This window comes from Paraburkholderia sp. J41 (genome assembly GCF_905220235.1).
GTDB lineage: Bacteria > Pseudomonadota > Gammaproteobacteria > Burkholderiales > Burkholderiaceae > Paraburkholderia.
Genome location: NZ_CAJMZE010000018.1, coordinates 38,584 through 54,233, shown reverse-complemented (window position 1 = coordinate 54,233; position 15,650 = coordinate 38,584). Strand labels below are relative to the sequence as shown.

General features: G+C 65.8%; 13 protein-coding genes. 9 read left to right on the top strand and 4 right to left on the bottom strand.

Annotated elements, in window-relative coordinates; genetic code table 11:
• Positions 1–130: 130 nt before the first annotated feature.
• The 8 genes from lepA to nagZ all read left to right on the top strand — a co-directional run bounded on the left by lepA (position 131) and on the right by nagZ (position 8,669).
• A complete protein-coding gene (gene lepA / locus U5805_RS19360; protein WP_322105106.1) occupies positions 131–1,924 on the top strand; it encodes a translation elongation factor 4 in 1,794 nt (597 codons plus the stop codon).
• 33 nt (positions 1,925–1,957) lie between these two features.
• A complete protein-coding gene (gene lepB, locus U5805_RS19355) occupies positions 1,958–2,854 on the top strand; it encodes a signal peptidase I (protein ID WP_322105105.1) in 897 nt (298 codons plus the stop codon).
• A gap of 141 nt (positions 2,855–2,995) precedes the next feature.
• Positions 2,996–4,300, top strand: coding sequence for a ribonuclease III (gene rnc / locus U5805_RS19350; protein ID WP_322105104.1), 1,305 nt, complete (start codon positions 2,996–2,998; stop codon positions 4,298–4,300).
• 54 nt (positions 4,301–4,354) lie between these two features.
• Complete coding sequence (era, locus tag U5805_RS19345) at positions 4,355–5,260, top strand: GTPase Era (protein WP_322105103.1); 906 nt, start codon at positions 4,355–4,357, stop codon at positions 5,258–5,260.
• 16 nt (positions 5,261–5,276) lie between these two features.
• Complete coding sequence (gene recO, locus U5805_RS19340; RefSeq protein WP_415914633.1) at positions 5,277–6,335, top strand: DNA repair protein RecO; 1,059 nt, start codon at positions 5,277–5,279, stop codon at positions 6,333–6,335.
• A complete protein-coding gene (gene pdxJ / locus U5805_RS19335) occupies positions 6,332–7,099 on the top strand; it encodes a pyridoxine 5'-phosphate synthase (protein WP_322105102.1) in 768 nt (255 codons plus the stop codon). The genes recO and pdxJ overlap by 4 nt, the downstream gene beginning before the upstream one ends.
• A gap of 60 nt (positions 7,100–7,159) precedes the next feature.
• Positions 7,160–7,558, top strand: coding sequence for a holo-ACP synthase (acpS, locus tag U5805_RS19330; RefSeq protein WP_322105101.1), 399 nt, complete (start codon positions 7,160–7,162; stop codon positions 7,556–7,558).
• Between the two features lie 70 nt (positions 7,559–7,628).
• The gene (nagZ, locus tag U5805_RS19325) at positions 7,629–8,669 is read left to right on the top strand and encodes a beta-N-acetylhexosaminidase (RefSeq protein ID WP_322105100.1); all 1,041 of its coding nucleotides are present in this window, start codon (positions 7,629–7,631) and stop codon (positions 8,667–8,669) included.
• A gap of 146 nt (positions 8,670–8,815) precedes the next feature.
• On the opposite strand, the gene U5805_RS19320 is transcribed toward nagZ, so the two are convergent.
• The 4 genes from U5805_RS19320 to earP form a co-directional block, all read right to left on the bottom strand.
• Positions 8,816–10,228, bottom strand: a complete 1,413-nt coding sequence (locus tag U5805_RS19320) for a sigma-54 dependent transcriptional regulator (protein ID WP_322105099.1) — start codon at positions 10,226–10,228, stop codon at positions 8,816–8,818.
• Positions 10,229–10,593: 365 nt separating this feature from the next.
• Complete coding sequence (locus U5805_RS19315) at positions 10,594–10,803, bottom strand: CsbD family protein (RefSeq protein WP_322105098.1); 210 nt, start codon at positions 10,801–10,803, stop codon at positions 10,594–10,596.
• Positions 10,804–11,102: 299 nt separating this feature from the next.
• The gene (efp, locus tag U5805_RS19310) at positions 11,103–11,660 is read right to left on the bottom strand and encodes an elongation factor P (RefSeq protein ID WP_322105097.1); all 558 of its coding nucleotides are present in this window, start codon (positions 11,658–11,660) and stop codon (positions 11,103–11,105) included.
• Positions 11,661–11,847: 187 nt separating this feature from the next.
• Complete coding sequence (gene earP, locus U5805_RS19305; protein WP_322105096.1) at positions 11,848–13,086, bottom strand: elongation factor P maturation arginine rhamnosyltransferase EarP; 1,239 nt, start codon at positions 13,084–13,086, stop codon at positions 11,848–11,850.
• A gap of 178 nt (positions 13,087–13,264) precedes the next feature.
• On the opposite strand from earP, the gene uvrC reads away from it, so the two are divergent.
• Positions 13,265–15,580 (top strand): excinuclease ABC subunit UvrC, encoded by a 2,316-nt coding sequence (gene uvrC / locus U5805_RS19300; protein ID WP_322105095.1) that lies wholly within the window; start codon positions 13,265–13,267, stop codon positions 15,578–15,580.
• Positions 15,581–15,650 lie beyond the last annotated feature (70 nt).

The window sequence follows — 15,650 nt, the reverse complement described above, 5'->3', positions numbered from 1 at the left end:
GCCGAAGCGCGCTTCATGCGACGGTTCGCCGGGCGCACCCCTTTTCGGCTAAAATAGTTCGGTTTTTCATCTGTTTACAAGGCGTGCTCAGCTACGTTGCGGCGCGCCTTTTTCGCTTGATCGGCACTGAATGGATCATATTCGTAACTTCTCGATCATTGCGCACATCGACCATGGCAAGTCGACGCTCGCCGATCGCATCATCCAGATTTGCGGCGGTCTTTCCGACCGCGAAATGGAATCGCAGGTACTCGACTCGATGGATCTCGAGCGCGAGCGCGGCATCACGATCAAGGCACAGACCGCCGCGCTTTCGTACAAGGCGCGCGACGGCAAGGTCTACAACCTGAACCTGATCGACACGCCGGGCCACGTCGACTTCTCGTATGAAGTGAGCCGTTCGCTTTCCGCGTGCGAGGGCGCGCTGCTGGTGGTGGACGCGAGCCAGGGCGTGGAAGCGCAAACCGTGGCGAACTGCTACACGGCGATCGAACTCGGCGTGGAAGTCGTGCCGGTGCTCAACAAGATCGACCTGCCCGCCGCCAACCCCGAAAACGCCATCGCCGAAATCGAGGACGTGATCGGCATCGACGCGACCGACGCCACGCGATGCAGCGCGAAAACCGGCCTCGGCGTGGACGACGTGCTCGAAGCGCTGATCGCCGGGGTGCCGCCGCCCAAGGGCAACCCGGAAGCGCCGTTGCAGGCGCTCATCATCGACTCGTGGTTCGACAACTACGTGGGCGTGGTGATGCTCGTGCGCATCGTCAACGGCACGCTGCGTCCGAAGGACAAGATCAAGCTGATGGCGACCGGCGCGCAGTACCCGGTCGAGCACGTGGGCGTGTTCTCGCCGAAGTCGCGCAACCTGGAATCGCTCTCGGCGGGGCAGGTGGGCTTCATCATCGCGGGCATCAAGGAACTCGCCGCCACCAAGGTGGGCGATACCGTCACGCATGCGACCCGGCCCGCCGAAGCACCGCTGCCGGGCTTCAAGGAAGTGAAGCCGCAGGTGTTCGCGGGTCTTTATCCGGTCGAGGCGAACCAGTACGACGCGCTGCGCGAATCGCTCGAGAAACTCAAGCTCAACGACGCCTCGCTGCAATACGAGCCGGAAGTGTCGCAGGCGCTCGGTTTCGGTTTCCGTTGCGGCTTCCTCGGTCTCTTGCACATGGAAATCGTGCAGGAGCGTCTCGAGCGCGAGTTCGACATGGACCTCATCACCACGGCGCCGACCGTGGTGTACGAAGTGGTGCAGGCCGACGGCACGCAGATCAAGGTCGAGAACCCGGCCAAGATGCCGGAGCCCTCGAAGATCGCCGAGATTCGCGAGCCGATCGTGACCGTGAACCTGTACATGCCGCAGGATTACGTGGGCTCGGTCATCACGCTGTGTACGCAAAAGCGCGGCTCGCAGATCAACATGCAGTATCACGGCCGTCAGGTGCAGCTCACGTACGAAATTCCGATGGCGGAAATCGTGCTCGACTTCTTCGACCGGCTGAAGTCGGTGTCGCGCGGTTATGCGTCGATGGACTACGAGTTCAAGGAATATCGCAGCTCGGACGTGGTGAAGGTCGACATGCTGATCAACGGCGACAAGGTCGACGCGCTCTCGATCATCGTTCACCGTTCGCAGTCGCAATATCGCGGCCGCGAAGTGGCGGCGAAGATGCGCGAGATCATTCCGCGCCAGATGTACGACGTGGCCATTCAGGCGGCCATCGGCGCGCACATCATCGCGCGCGAGAACATCAAGGCGCTGCGCAAGAACGTGCTGGCCAAGTGCTACGGCGGCGACATCACGCGCAAGAAGAAGCTTCTCGAAAAGCAAAAGGAAGGCAAGAAGCGCATGAAGCAGGTCGGCTCGGTCGAAATTCCGCAAGAGGCCTTCCTCGCCATCCTTCGTGTCGAAGACAAATAAGTTACGCAAATAAGCCGCACAACGGACCTCTACATGAATTTTGCGCTGATTCTTTTTGTGCTCGTCGTTTTGACGGGCGTTGCATGGGTGGCGGACAAACTGGTTTTCACGCCGCGCCGGCGTCTCGCCGCCGATGCGGCCGTCGCTGACTACGACCAGCAGCAAGCGCGCGTGGGCGAGCGCTTCGCCGACGAAAACGCCGCGCAAACGCGTCAGAAGCTGCGCAACGACAAGCTGCGGCAGCCGTGGTGGCTCGAATACACGGCGAGCTTTTTCCCCGTGATTCTGGTCGTGTTTCTCGTGCGCTCGTTCGTGGTCGAGCCGTTCAAGATTCCGTCGGGTTCGATGGTGCCCACGCTGCTCGTCGGCGACTTCATCCTCGTGAACAAGTTCGACTACGGCATTCGCCTGCCGATCACGAACACGAAGATCACGCAGGGCCGTCCGCTCGAACGCGGCGACGTGGTGGTGTTCCGTTATCCGAAGGACGAGTCGGTCGACTACATCAAGCGCGTGATCGGCCTGCCGGGCGACGTGGTCGCCTATCAGGACAAACAGCTCACGATCAACGGCAAGCCCGTGCCCGAAGTGCCGCAAGGCGATTACTTCGACGAAGAGCGCATCGGCTACGCGAAGCAGTTCACCGAAGACCTGGGCAACGGCCGCAAGAACAACATCCTGAACAATCCCGCGGTGCCGCCGTTCGTGGTGGGCGCCGAAGATTATCCGTATCGCGACAACTGTCAGTACAACGAGCGCGGCGAAATCTGCAAGGTGCCGCCGGGCCACTACTTCATGATGGGCGACAATCGCGACAACAGTGCGGACAGCCGCTACTGGGGCTTCGTGCCCGACGCGAACATCGTCGGCCGCGCGTTCTTCATCTGGATGAACTTCAGCAGCCTCAAGCGTATCGGTTCGTTCGAGTAACGTGGCGCGCGATCCGGTTCGAGTGGCGCGCAGATTGTTCGCGCGCCACTTGAATAATCGCCGGTAACGTCGCTTCGTAGTGGTTTTTCGCCCGCCGTCCCGCGTTTTCGCCCGGGGCGGCGGGCGCGTTATACTCTCCCCATGCCTCTATCTCCGTTGGAAAGCCGTTTGCGCTATGAATTTCGCAATGCGGAATTGTTGCGCCAGGCTTTAACGCATCGCAGTCACAGTGCCACGCATAACGAACGCCTCGAATTCCTCGGCGATTCGGTCCTGAATTGCGCGGTGGCCGCGCTATTGTTCCAACGTTTTAGCAAGCTGGACGAAGGCGACCTGTCACGCGTGCGCGCGAATCTTGTCAAGCAGCAGTCGCTTTACGAAATTGCTCAGGCCCTGAATATTGCCGACGGCTTGCGGCTGGGCGAGGGCGAGCTGCGCAGCGGCGGTTTTCGCCGTCCTTCGATTCTGGCCGATGCGCTCGAGGCGATTTTCGGCGCGATCTTCCTCGACGGCGGCTTCGATGCCGCGCAGACCGTCATCAAGCGTCTGTACGTGCCGATTCTCGATCACATCGACCCGCGCACGCTCGGCAAGGATTCGAAAACGCTGCTCCAGGAATATCTGCAAGGCCACAAGATCGCGCTGCCGACGTACACGGTCGTCGCCACGCATGGTGCGGCGCACAATCAGCAGTTCGAAGTCGAATGCACGGTGCCCAAGCTCGACGTGAAGGTGTCGGGTTCGGGCGCGAGCCGTCGCGCGGCCGAGCAGGCCGCCGCGAAAAAGGCCCTCGACGAGGTAATGGCCGCGGCGCCCGCGCTGGCGGCGAAGCCGCGCCGCTCGAAGGGCGCCCGCGCGCCCAAACTGGAACCCGAGGTGGTGCCCGGCGTAACGGGCGTGCAAGGCGCGCTGGACCTGCGCACGCCCGAACGGCGCGAGCGCGCCGCGCGCGGCGAGGCGAGGGCGGAGCGCCCGGTCCTGCATGCCACGAGCGCGCCGGCTGCCGCCGACGAAGGCGCCGAACGCGCCCAGGCTGCACCGCCGGCCGCCGCTCAAGGTGGCCAGCAGGCTGCCGCTCACGCTGCGCAAGCCGCCGCGCCGCTGGCCGTGATTCGCGCGGCGCACGTGGAGCGTCCGGCGGAAAAGGACAAGTCGGCGAGCGTCGACGGCGTGCCTTCGGCCGCGTCGATCGGTCATCGCTCCGGCGCGCCCAGGTCCGAAGCGCCGCTGCGCGCCGTCGAACGTGCCGAAGTTGCCGCGGGCGAGCGCGCGCCGCAACGTCATCGCGACACGGCGGCCGAGGCACGCGATTCCCGCGAAACGCGCGAAGCACGCGACACGCACGAGCGCGCCGACAGGGGCGAAGCCCGCCATGAAACGCGCACCGAAGGCGACGCCGATGCCGGCGCGGCGATTCCCGTGCGCGCGGCCGATGCCGGCCACTGATTTCAATCTGGCGCGCCGCGAGCGCGCCTCCCGTTTTTCTCTCCCGATCCGATCATGAACGCACCCACTTCCACTCCTGCCGGTTTTCGTTGCGGCATGGTCGCGATCGTCGGCCGTCCGAACGTCGGCAAATCCACGCTGATGAACGCGCTGGTCGGCCAGAAGATCAGCATCACGTCGCGCAAGGCGCAAACCACGCGCCACCGCATCACCGGCATCAACACGACCGAAGACGCGCAGTACATCTTCGTTGATACCCCCGGCTTCCAGACGCGTCACAGCACGGCGCTCAACCGTTCGCTCAATCGTGCGGTGACCTCCACGCTCAGTTCCGTCGATGCCGTGCTGTTCGTGATCGAAGCGGGCAAGTTCGGCCCCGACGACCAGAAGGTGCTCGACCTGATTCCGCCCGGCGCGCCCACGATCCTGATCGCCAACAAGATCGACCGCGTGAACGACAAGGACACGCTCTATCCGTTCATCCAGCAAGTGCAGGCGCTGCGCGAATTCCGCGAGATCGTGCCGCTTTCGGCGAAAAATCCCGACGACATCAAGCGTCTGCTCGCGACGCTCAAGCCGTACCTGCCCGAAGGCGAGCCGATTTACGGCGAGGACGACCTCACCGACCGCAGCGAACGCTTTCTGGCCGCCGAGATCCTGCGCGAAAAGGTGTTTCGCTGGACCGGCGACGAACTGCCGTACACGAGCACCGTGCTGATCGACAAGTTCGAGCAGGAAGGGCGGCTGCGCCGCGTTTTCGCGACCATTCTCGTCGAGCGCGACACGCAAAAGGCGATGGTGATCGGCCAGAAGGGCGCGAAGCTCAAGCAGATCAGCACCGAAGCGCGTCTCGACATGGAGAAGCTTTTCGACGGTCCCGTCTATCTGGAAACCTTCGTGAAGGTGAAAAGCGGCTGGGCCGACAACGAAGCCGGCCTGCGCGCCTACGGCTACGAGTAAGCGCCGCGGACCGACCATGAGCGAAGGCGCCGCCGCAACCGTGCATGACGATTGGCCCACGGACGATGCGTCGGCGCCGGCGCGGTCCGGCGCGCGCCCGGATGCACGCTTCGAAGAGTCGGGCGATGAGGAGGCAGTGCGCCCGCGCGCCGTCAAGCCGCCCGCCTCGATCAAGCGCGGCAAGTCCGCGGGCAAGTCCGCCGCTGGGTCTGCGACCGGGCTTTCCGGCGGATCCGTCGCGGGGCGCGACGCGATGAGCGAAAACGCCGACGCCACGCTCGAAGGCCGCGCCGAACCGCGCGCGGCGCGCAAAACCACGGCGCGCTCGCAATTGCCGCGCGCCTCGCGCAGCGCGACGCCCGATTACCGCGTCGCCGAGCAGCCCGCCTTCGTGCTGCACAGCTATCCGTACCGCGAAACCAGCCTCATCATCGACGTGCTCACACGCGATCACGGCCGCGTCGCGCTCGTGGCGAAGGGCGCCAAGCGCCCGCATTCGGCGCTGCGCGGCGTGCTGCAAACCTTCCAGCCGCTCACGCTTTCATGGACGGGCAAGGGCGAGGTGCGCACGCTCACCGGCGCCGAATGGGTCGGCGGCATGTTGCCGCTCACCGGCGACGCGCTGCTATGCGGCTTCTACGCCAACGAACTGCTCGTCAAATTCCTCGCGCGCGAAGACGCGCATCCGGCGCTCTTTCGCCATTACGTCGTCACGCTCACGCGCCTCGCGCACGATGAGCCGCCCGTGCAGGTGTTGCGCTCGTTCGAGCGCGTGCTGCTGCGTGAAACCGGCTACGCGCTCGCGCTCAATCGCACCGTCGCGCGCAAGAGCGTGGTGGCCGAAGGGCGCTATGTGTTCGATCCCGAGCGCGGCGTGCGCGAAGCGTCCGACGAATGGCCCGCGCAGTGGCCCGTGCTTGCCGGACAGACGTTGCTCGACATGGAGGAGGACGATTACCATCGGCCTCAAACCGTGGCGCAGAGCAAGGCCCTCATGCGCTTTTTGCTGAACACCTACCTCGGCGGCACGCCGCTCGCGACGCGCCAGATCCTGATCGACTTGCAGAACCTATGAGCTTCTTTCTGACTTCGCCCAACGTGATCGACCTCGGCGTGAACATCGACCACGTGGCCACGCTGCGCAATGCGCGCGGCACGGCTTATCCCGATCCGATCCGCGCGGCGCTGCTTGCCGAGGAAGCGGGCGCCGACGCCATCACGCTGCATCTGCGCGAGGATCGCCGCCATATCGTCGACGCCGACGTGCGCGCGCTGCGGCCGCAACTGAAAACGCGCATGAATCTCGAATGCGCGGTGACGAGCGAGATGCTCGACATCGCGTGCGAAATTCAGCCGCACGACGTTTGCCTCGTGCCGGAAAAGCGCGAGGAATTGACGACCGAAGGCGGTCTCGACGTTGCGGGGCATTTCGATGCGGTCGCGGCCGCGTGCCGCCAGCTTGCCGATGCGGGCTGCCGCGTCTCGCTGTTCATCGACCCGGACGAAACGCAGATTCGCGCCGCCCACGAAGCGGGTGCGCCCGTGATCGAACTGCACACGGGCCGCTACGCCGAAGCGCGCGACGCGAGCGAGCAGGCGCGCGAATTCGAGCGCGTGGTGACGGGCGTGAACGCGGGCAACAGCCTCGGTCTGAAGGTCAACGCGGGCCACGGCCTGCACTACACGAACGTGCAGCAGATCGCGGCCGTCGAAGGCATCGTCGAACTGAACATCGGCCATGCGATCGTGGCGCATGCGGTCTTCGCGGGCTGGGAAAATGCGGTGCGCGAAATGAAGGCGATCATGGTCGCCGCGCGCCTTTCCTCGCAGCGCGGATAGCCGTCGCGCCCGCCGCCTGGCCGGCGCCACGCGCTTTCATCAATCACCGACGGACATCTCATGGCGATCTACGGTATCGGCACCGACATCATCCAGGTGAGCCGCGTCGCGGCGGTCATGGAGCGCACCAACGGCCGCTTCGCGCCGCGCGTGCTCGGCCCGGAGGAACTCGCGGTGTACGAGGCGCGCAAGGCGCGTTCGGCGGCGCGCGGCCTCGCGTATCTATGCACGCGCTTTTCCGCGAAGGAAGCGTTCTCGAAGGCGATCGGGCTCGGCATGCGCATGCCGATGACCTGGCGCGCCATGCAGACGCTCAACGAGCGTAGCGGCCGCCCCGTGATCGTCGCCTCCGGCGCGCTCGCGCAATGGCTCGACGAGCGCGGCATCACGGCGCACGTGACGATCACCGACGAGCACGACTACGCGGTATCGTTCGTCGTCGCCGAAACCAGTCGCTGACCGGCGGCGCGGACACAACGAAAGCCGCGCGCCGCGGCATCTCACTCAACCGATTTCACCTGTTCGACCGATGAAGACTCTTCCCGGACCGGTCATGCTCGACGTGGTCGGCACGACGCTGACCGACGACGACGTGCGCCGTCTCGCGCATCCCATGACCGGCGGCGTGATCCTGTTCGCGCGCCACTACGAAAATCGCGCGCAGCTCGTCGCGCTCACCGACGCCATTCGCGCCGTGCGCGACGACCTGTTGATCGCCGTCGACCACGAGGGCGGCCGCGTGCAGCGCTTTCGCACCGACGGCTTCACGGTGCTGCCCGCGATGGGCCGCATCGGCGCGCTGTGGGACAAGGACGTGCTGCTCGCGACCAAGCTCGCGACGGCCGTGGGCTACATTCTCGCGAGCGAATTGCGCGCGTGCGGCATCGACCTGAGCTTCACGCCGGTGCTCGATCTCGGTTACGGGCAGTCGAAAGTCGTGGGCGACCGCGCGTTTCACCGCGACCCGCGCGTGGTCACGCTGCTCGCCAAGAGCCTCAACCACGGTCTTTCGCTCGCGGGCATGGCGAACTGCGGCAAGCATTTTCCGGGACATGGTTTCGCGACCGCCGACTCGCACGTCGCGGTGCCGGTGGACGAGCGGCCGCTCGAATCGATCCTCGGCGAGGACGCGCTGCCGTACGACTGGCTCGGCCTTTCGCTCGCGGCGGTGATGCCGGGCCACGTGATCTATCCAAAGGTCGATACGAAGCCGGCCGGCTTCTCGCGCATCTGGGTGGAGGACATTCTGCGCAAGCGCTTGCGCTTCACGGGCGCGATCTTCAGCGACGATCTTTCGATGGAAGCGGCGCGCCAGGGCGGCACGCTTGCCGAAGGCGCGCGCGCGGCGCTCGAGGCGGGCTGCGACATGGTGCTGATCTGCAACCAGCCGCACGAAGCCGAAAAGGTGCTGGACGCATTGCGAGCGGGCGAGCCGCGGCGCTCGCCGAAAGCGTCGGCGCAGCGCATCAAGCGCATGAGCGGGCGCGGCAAGGCGCAGCGCTGGAACAAGCTCGTGGCCGATCCGGGCTATATCGAAGCGCAGGCGTTGCTGCGTTCCGTGCTGGCCTGAGCGCCGGAACGCAACGTACCGTACCGCCGCGATAAAAAAAGCGGGCCTTTCGTCAGGAAGGCCCGCTTTTTCGTCTGCGTCTGAATGTGCCGAATTTAGCCCGAATCTCGCTCGAACCTCGCCCGAACCTCGCCCGAACCGCGATCTCAGTTGAGACGCATGCGCTGGAGCTTGTTGTAAAGCGTTTTCGGACTGATGCCGAGCAGCGACGCCGCGCGGTGGCGCGTGCCGCCCACGGCATCGAGCGTCGCGCGAATCAGCATTTCCTCGACGTCGGCGAGCGGCGTGCCCACCGTCACCTGCACGCGCCCGCCGTTCACGTCGCGAGCGCCCGAGCCGTTGGCCTCCTCGGCGTACAGCGTTTCCACCACTTCGCCCGACGCGTTCCACGCGCGCTTCACGCGCTCGTGCAGTTCGCGCACGTTGCCCGGCCAGTCGTAGGCGAGGCATTCGCGCACGAACGACGGCGAAATCAGCCGCGTCGAGGCGCCAGTGCTGTTCGCGCCGCCCGCGCCGTTCGTGCCGGGCGAGTGCGCCTGGCGGTTCAATTCGTCGATGCAGGCGGTCGCGAGCAGCGCCGCGTCGTCGTCGCGCTCGCGCAGCGGCGGCAGCAGGATCGAGGCCGCGTCCAGACGCATCCACAAATCCTCGTGCAGCGCGCCCTGGCGCACGGCGTCGCGCGGCGTCGCGCGCGTGGCGGCGATCAGGCGGAAGTCGGTGCCGACTTCGCTGCTGCCGCCCACGCGCATGAAGGTTTGCGAGTCGAGCGCGCGCAGCAGCGCTTCCTGCTGCTCGCGCGGCAACTCCGTGAGTTCGTCGATAAAGAGGGTGCCGCCGCTCGCCTGATCGACGAGACCGGGCTCGCGCTGCTCGGCGCCCGCGAACGCGCCGCGCTCGTGGCCGAACAGCACGCTCGCGAGCGGCCGCCCGCTCGCGGTTTCGGCAACGAGCGAGCGCGCGTCGCAGAGCACGAACGGTCCCTTGCGGCGGCGGCTCAATTGATGCAGCGTGCGAGCCGTCACTTCCTTGCCCGTGCCGGGTTCGCCGTGGATCAAAATGGCGGACTCAGTGGGCGCGAGTTGTTCGAGCGCGTCGTAGACATGCTGGATCGCGTTGCTGCGCCCGAGCATCGGGCCGAAGCGCCCCAGTTCGCGCAGCGTCGAGCGCAGTGCGCGAACTTCCTCCGTCAGTTCGTACGGGCGCGGAATGCGCGCGAGCAGGCTGCGCAGGCGCGGAATGTTGACCGGCTTGAGCAGGTAGTCCCAGATGCCGTGGCGCAGCCCTTCGATCGCGCTTTCGACCGTGGCGTTGCCGGTCATCACGATCACGGGCAGCGCGCCGCCGGGCGGCTGCGCGGGCAGGTGAGGGAGCAGTTCGAGACCGCCGCCGTCGGGCAGATTCAGGTCGACGAGCACGACGTCGGGGATAAAGCGGGCGAGCGCGGCGCGCGCCTCGGCGAGCGTGGCCGCCGTGTCGACGGAAAACCCGTCGGCGGACAGGATCGCGGAAAGGCCGGACAGGCTATTGGGATCGTCTTCGACAATCAGCGCGTGGGGCATGGCGATAGGCTTACGGATGAGCGCGGTTGCGCGCGGGCAGCGCCCGCGAGGCGGCTGCCCGGCGGACGGCGTCGCGGCGCGCATCGGCGCGGCACGATACGAAAGATGTCACCGAGATCACCGAAATGTCTCGAATCGGGTTATTCATTCCGGTCCTTCCAGTTGTGCTGCGCCAGATCGGGGGCGCGACGGCGCGGCCGGGCAGCGGGCCGCCGGCGTCCGTCCAATAATTCCACGAGCACGCCGGAAGCGGGTTATCCGACATGCGCGCAACCCCCGTACGAGCCGCAAGTGGGCAACCGCGTCGGCCGTGCCCCGGAATCCGTTAGTCGACGTTAATCGACGCTAATCAACGTTGATCGACGTTAATCGAACGGACGGTTCGCGTCGAACCAGCGGCGCACTTCCAGCTCCGCTTCGTCGCGCGTCTTGCCGTACTTCTCCTGGATCAGACCGGCGAGGCGATCGGCGCGGCCTTCGGCCTTGATGAGCTCGTCGTCGGTCAACTCGCCCCAGGCGGCCTTGGCCTTGCCAACCATTTGCTTCCACTTGCCTTCAGCAATGTCGTTGTTCATCGTGTTCCTCCAGTGAAGGGAAAAGTGCCTAACGCTTGCGCTTCCCTCACAGCAGAAACCGTGCCACGGTCGATATTGCGCTCGACGACGCGCCAGATGCGGTCGCTTCGAGCGCTCCATCAACCTACAAGTTTGTACGTTTGTGCGCATGAACCGGTAAGAATTCCCGCGGCAGGCTCAAACATACACGTTCGGACGAAAAAGAAAAAGCGCCCCGAGGGGCGCTTTCTTCATACGATCCGCCATGCATGCATTCCGCGCATCGAAATGCGCCGCGCATGGACGTTCGCTTACTTCATTTACGCGCGGCTGCGATATTCGTTCGTGCGCGTGTCGATTTCGATCTTGTCGCCGATGTTGCAGAAAAGCGGCACTTGCAGTTCGAAACCGGTGTGGAGTTTGGCGGTCTTGAGCACCTTGCCCGACGACGTGTCGCCCTTGACGGCCGGTTCCGTGTAGACGATCTCGCGCACCAGCACCGTGGGCAGTTCGACCGAGATGGCCTTTTCGTTGTAGAACACGACTTCGCAGGCCATGCCGTCTTCGAGGTAGTGGAGCGCGTCGCCCATCATCTCGCCTTCGACTTCGTACTGGTTGTAGTCGGCGTCCATGAACACGTACATCGGGTCGGCGAAGTACGAGTACGTCACTTCCTTGCGGTCGAGCACCACGACATCGAACTTGTCGTCGGCCTTGTACACGGTTTCCATGCCCGCGCCGGAGAGCAGGTTCTTGAACTTCATCTTTACGACGGCCGAGTTGCGGCCCGACTTGTTGTACTCGGCCTTCTGCACGACCATGGCGTCGTTACCGATCATCACGACGTTGCCGACGCGGAGTTCCTGTGCGGTCTTCATAAAAAACTGTCCTGTCCAGATTTAAATAGCTTCGAGTGTGCGCGGCGGCAAACGTCGCAAGCGGATTCGTTCGATGCGGCCCCTTTTTATGTTGCTCTTGCGCCTGCCTTTTGCAGACGCGGCTTTCGGGGAAACCTTTCGCGAAACGTGCGAGATCCACTTGAGACGGCTGCCGCCGGATAACCGCTTATTTTAACTGACTTTTTGCGAATTCGGCTAGGTTTGCGGCGAGGTCGCCGACTTGCGCGAGCTCGTCGCGCCAGGACCGCGCGCGCGCGGCAAAAGCGGGCAGATGCGCGGCGAAATCGCGCCAGTCGGGCGTGCCGCCGCCGTTCCACGCGTGCCAGAAACGGCCGAGCGCCGCGCGCGGCACCTCGGGCAGCGCGCGATCGTAATGGGCGAGGGCGGCGTCGAGTTTCGGCAGATGCGCGGCGTCCGCCTGCGGATAGATATGCCAGACGAACGGCTTGCCCGCCCACTGCGCGCGCACGAACGAATCCTCGCCGCGCACGAAGTTCAGATCGCTCGCCCACAACAGCGCGTCGTAGCCGCGTTGTTCCGTGAACGCGAGCGCGTGGGCGCGCAGTGCGCCGCGTTCCGCGCGCGCCGGCGCGGCGAACGCGGGCAGGTCGAAAAAGCGCGCGAGCGCACCCGAAATGCGGCCTTCGGGCACGAGCAGCACGATCGGCGAGGCGCTGTCGCGCCACTGCGCGAGCAGCCCGTCGACGGCCGGATTTTCATAGGCGAACAGCGAGATTACCGTTGCGTCCGCGCCGGGGGGCGGGCCGCCGGTCGCCCGTTGCCACCAGGCGGCGCGCGCTTCGGGCGAGTGCTCGAAGTCGGCGCGCGCGGCGTCGAGCGTGCTTTCCTTGATGACGCCGCCGGTGCCCGGACCCAGGCCCGGAAAGAAAAAATGTTTCGAGAGCGCGTAACGCGGATGCGGCGACGGCCGCAGGTGAAAGTCGGCGATCCAGTCTTCGGCGCTCAGATATTCGAGATTGAGCCAGACGGGTTTGCGCGCGCGCGCGGCCATCGCGGCCACGTAGACGGGCGGCAGTTCGCACGCGAACGCTTCGATCACCACGTCGGCGATGCGCAGGGTTTCGCCCGCGTGCGTGGGTTCGTGCCAGTGCTCGACGAGAATGCCGTCGACGGTTTGCGTCGCGCGCGCCGTGTCCAGCGTGGGGCAGAGCTTCTGGAACGCGTGCAGATCGTCGACGAACAGCCGCACCTGCCAGCCGTGCTCGCGCGCGAGCTGGCGCGCGAGCCGCCAGCACACGCCGATGTCGCCGAAGTTGTCGATCACGGCGCAAAAGAGATCGCAGGCGATGGTCGAGTCGGCGCAGGCGCGCGGCGAGGCGGCGACGGTTTCGGCGGGGGCGGCCGCCGGCGCGGGTGTCGAAGATGGCGTGGAGGGCTGGGTCATGAGGGGCGCGGGCGTCCGGCCGGCAGGTTCGGCGCGGCGCGGAATGATCTAAACTTGCGATTCTAGGACAGCGCCATGAATGCGTCGCGACGGCGGTGCAGACCGGCCGCCCGCATCGCACCGAACGCGCACCGAACGCGAATACCGCACCACCCGCACCACCCGTCCCCGAAACTGGATGACCGACACCGACGTTTTCGACCCGAAAAAGGCGCTCGCGCAACTGCCGCATCTGCCCGGCGTCTACCGCTATTACGACGCGCACGGCGCGGTGCTCTACGTCGGCAAGGCGCGCGACCTCAAGAAGCGCGTATCGAGCTACTTCACGAAGACGCTGCTTTCGCCGCGCATCGCGATGATGGTGTCGCGCATCGCGCGTATCGAAACCACGGTCACGCGTTCCGAGGCCGAAGCGCTATTGCTTGAGAACAATCTCATCAAGGCGCTCGCGCCGCGCTACAACATCCTGTTTCGCGACGACAAGTCTTATCCCTTTCTCAAGATCACGGGCCACGAATTTCCGCGCATGGCGTATTACCGCGGCGCCGTCGACCGCAAGAACCAGTATTTCGGGCCGTTTCCGAGCGCTTCGGCCGTGCGCGAGAGCATCCAGATCCTGCAACGCGTGTTTCAGTTGCGCACCTGCGAGGATTCGGTGTTCAGCAACCGCACGCGGCCGTGCCTGCTGCATCAGATCGCGCGCTGCACCGCGCCTTGCGTGCGCGCGATCAGCGCCGAGGATTACGCGCGCGACGTGAGCAACGCGTCGCGCTTTCTGCTCGGCAGGCAGAACGAGGTGATGAAGGAGCTGGAAACCAAGATGCACGCGTTCGCCGCCGATCTCAAGTTCGAGCAGGCGGCGGCGGTGCGCAACCAGATGAGTTCGCTGTCGACGGTGCTGCATCAGCAGGTGATCGAAACGGGCAGCGAGAGCGACGTCGACATTCTGGCCGTGGTGGCGCTGGGCGGGCGCGTCTGCGTGAATCTGGCGATGGTGCGCGGCGGCCGGCATCTGGGCGACAAGGCGTACTTTCCGGCGCATGTCGAACGCGCGCTCACCGACGAGGAAGGCGGCGTGGCCGAGGAGATCGACGGCGAGACCGTGCTCGCGGCGAGCGCGCTCAAGTCCTTGCCGTCGCTCGCGCGCAAGACCGTCGAGGATTTCGTCGACGAGGTGAACGCCGAAGCGCAAGCCGATGCCGAAGCGCAAGCCGAAGCGGACACCGATTCCGTGCCCGATCCGCTCGGACTCGCGGCCGATCTCGCCGACGACGAAGCGCGCGAAGACCAGGCGGCGGAAGATGAGGCCGATTCCGGCGCCGACGCGCAATCGCCATTGGCCGGCTCCGGCGCGTCCGAACCGCGAACCGGAGCGCGCAAGACGCGCGAGATCGGCATCGAATCCGAAGTGCTGGACGCGTTCATCGCCCAGCATTACTTCGGCAACCGCGTGCCGCCGGTGCTGGTGGTGAGCCACCCGCCCGCCACGCGCGAACTCGTGGACGTGCTCTGCGAGCAGGCCGGCCACAAGGTCACGCTGCTGCGCCAGCCGCAAGGGCAAAAGCGCGCGTGGCTCGCGATGGCCGAGCAGAACGCGCGGCTCGCGCTCGCACGGCTGCTCTCGGAGCAAGGCTCGCAGCAGGCGCGCACGCGCACGCTCGCGCAACTCCTCGGGCTCGAACTCGACGATCTCGCGCATCTGCGCATCGAATGCTTCGACATCAGCCATACGATGGGCGAGGCGACGCAGGCTTCGTGCGTGGTGTATCACCATCACAAGATGCAGTCGTCGGAGTATCGGCGCTACAACATCACGGGCATCACGCCTGGCGACGACTACGCCGCCATGCGCCAGGTGCTCACGCGCCGCTACGAGAAGATGGTCGCGCAGGCGGCGCAAACGCCGGTGCCGGACGCGACGCACACGGTGACGCCGCCCGCCGCCGACCCCGCCGATCCGGACGCGGCCGCGCAGGAAGCCGAAGCCGGCGAGGGCGGTGAGGGCGGTGAGAGGGTCGAGGCCGGAGATGCGCCGCCGCCCGGCGCGACGCTGCCCAATATCGTGCTGATCGACGGCGGCAAGGGGCAAGTCGAGATCGCGCGGCAGGTATTCAGCGAACTGGGCCTCGATCCGGCGATACTCGTGGGCGTGGCGAAGGGCGAAGGGCGCAAGGTCGGCCTCGAAACCCTCGTGTTCGCCGACGGCCGCGCGCCGCTCGAACTCGGCAAGGAAAGCGCCGCGCTCATGCTCGTCGCGCAGATTCGCGACGAGGCGCACCGTTTCGCCATCACGGGCATGCGCGCGAAACGCGGCAAGACGCGCCAGACTTCGCGCCTGGAGGAGCTTGAGGGCGTGGGCGCGAAGCGGCGCCAGCGCCTGCTCGCGCGGTTCGGCGGGCTGCGCGGCGTGATGTCGGCGAGCGTTGACGACCTCGCGAGCGTCGAGGGCATTTCCCATGCGCTGGCGGAGCAGATCTACCAGCAATTGCATTGAAACCGCATGAAGTTGCGTGAAGTCGCGCGCCGCCTTGCTTGTGGGAGGGGAGGCGACGCGGCACAATTGC

Excerpts from the sequence above, each read along its gene's own strand:
- lepA (WP_322105106.1), top strand. The coding sequence starts at position 131 with ATGGATCATATTCGTAACTTCTCGATCATTGCGCACATCGACCATGGC.
- lepB (WP_322105105.1), top strand. The coding sequence starts at position 1,958 with ATGAATTTTGCGCTGATTCTTTTTGTGCTCGTCGTTTTGACGGGCGTT.
- rnc (WP_322105104.1), top strand. The coding sequence starts at position 2,996 with ATGCCTCTATCTCCGTTGGAAAGCCGTTTGCGCTATGAATTTCGCAAT.
- era (WP_322105103.1), top strand. The coding sequence starts at position 4,355 with ATGAACGCACCCACTTCCACTCCTGCCGGTTTTCGTTGCGGCATGGTC.
- recO (WP_415914633.1), top strand. The coding sequence starts at position 5,277 with ATGAGCGAAGGCGCCGCCGCAACCGTGCATGACGATTGGCCCACGGAC.
- pdxJ (WP_322105102.1), top strand. The coding sequence starts at position 6,332 with ATGAGCTTCTTTCTGACTTCGCCCAACGTGATCGACCTCGGCGTGAAC.
- acpS (WP_322105101.1), top strand. The coding sequence starts at position 7,160 with ATGGCGATCTACGGTATCGGCACCGACATCATCCAGGTGAGCCGCGTC.
- nagZ (WP_322105100.1), top strand. The coding sequence starts at position 7,629 with ATGAAGACTCTTCCCGGACCGGTCATGCTCGACGTGGTCGGCACGACG.
- U5805_RS19320 (WP_322105099.1), bottom strand. The coding sequence starts at position 10,228 with ATGCCCCACGCGCTGATTGTCGAAGACGATCCCAATAGCCTGTCCGGC.
- U5805_RS19315 (WP_322105098.1), bottom strand. The coding sequence starts at position 10,803 with ATGAACAACGACATTGCTGAAGGCAAGTGGAAGCAAATGGTTGGCAAG.
- efp (WP_322105097.1), bottom strand. The coding sequence starts at position 11,660 with ATGAAGACCGCACAGGAACTCCGCGTCGGCAACGTCGTGATGATCGGT.
- earP (WP_322105096.1), bottom strand. The coding sequence starts at position 13,086 with ATGACCCAGCCCTCCACGCCATCTTCGACACCCGCGCCGGCGGCCGCC.
- uvrC (WP_322105095.1), top strand. The coding sequence starts at position 13,265 with ATGACCGACACCGACGTTTTCGACCCGAAAAAGGCGCTCGCGCAACTG.